This window comes from Aeromonas sp. QDB39, assembly GCF_027707585.1.
Classification (GTDB): Bacteria; Pseudomonadota; Gammaproteobacteria; order Enterobacterales; family Aeromonadaceae; genus Aeromonas; species Aeromonas hydrophila.
In genome coordinates this window covers 1-1088 of the sequence record NZ_JAPCIV010000119.1, presented here as the reverse complement: position 1 = coordinate 1088, position 1088 = coordinate 1, and the positions used below count along the sequence as shown (strand labels likewise).

The following is a 1088-nucleotide window of genomic DNA, read 5'->3' as shown; positions in this document are numbered from 1 at the left end:
CGCGAATTCAACTCCGAAGTGCAACACCCGCCAAATCAAGCAACCTGTCGTAGTTCATCAAACACGATCTGCGGTTGCCTGAAATCCAAACATTTGCGCGGTCTAAGGTTGAGTCGCCGCTCGAAGGCCGACAACTCATCCGGGCTGAGCTGGCTCAGGTCGCTGCCCTTGGGCACATACTGCCGCAACAAGCCATTGCTGTTCTCGTTCAGACCTCGCTCCCACGCGCTGTATGGATGCGCGAAGTAAAACTGGGCATTTAGCACCTTGGCTACTCGCTCATGTTCCACAAATTCACTGCCATTGTCCGCGGTGATTGTATGAACATGTGCCTTGTAGGGCTCTAGCATGCAGATGATGGCATCGGCCACTGCAGCTGCCGTCTTGGCAGGCACATACTGCACTAGGTAGAGTCGGCTCTTACGCTCGGCCAGTGTCACGATGGCACCACTACCTTGTTTGCCCGAAACGGTATCCACCTCCCAGTCACCCAATCGGCTACGAGAGTCGACTATCGCTGGGCGCTCATCGATCGATACCGGGTTGGGGATCACGCAGCGCTTGGCATTCTGTCCCTTACGGTAACGTTTGTGGCCTTGCCGCAAGTGACGGAACAGCTTGCCACCGTTGGCCTTATCCTGCGCCACATAGCGGTAGATCCACTCATGACTGACAGGGCAACCAATGCGCCTGCAGACCGAGCTTATCTGCTCCGGACTCCAGTCTGCGGCCAACGCCATGGTCACGAAAATAAGGGTATCTTCCGGGACACGATATTTGCTGCTGGAACATCGTCGCAGGGTGGCCGATTGATGAGCCTCTGCTGGTTGATAACCTTGCGCACACCGGTTGCGACGGAGTTCGCGACTAATGGTGGATGGATGCACACCCACCTTGCGGGCAATCATTGCTTGGCTCAAGCCATGGTCATGAAGGCAGGCGATCTGGTATCGTTGTCCTTCGGTCAACTGATGGTATCTCATGGTGTTCCGCTTTGTTTCTTTGGCGAGAAGAAGCGTACCAGAACCGGCAGTTGGCCTCTTCTCTCCTATGCACCATGGGTGTTGCAGTTATTATCTGAATTCGCG

The 1088-nt window shown here is 55.1% G+C and carries 2 protein-coding genes; one reads left to right on the top strand and one right to left on the bottom strand.

Annotated elements, in window-relative coordinates; translation table 11 throughout:
* Positions 1-35: 35 nt before the first annotated feature.
* Complete coding sequence (locus PG899_RS24085; protein ID WP_031285326.1) at positions 36-983, bottom strand: IS30 family transposase; 948 nt, start codon at positions 981-983, stop codon at positions 36-38.
* Between PG899_RS24085 and PG899_RS24080 the strand changes: the two genes are divergently transcribed.
* Positions 882-1088: hypothetical protein (locus tag PG899_RS24080; RefSeq protein ID WP_206635992.1), on the top strand; the 207-nt coding region annotated here is incomplete at its 3' end. The two genes, PG899_RS24085 and PG899_RS24080, sit on opposite strands and share 102 nt — an antisense overlap.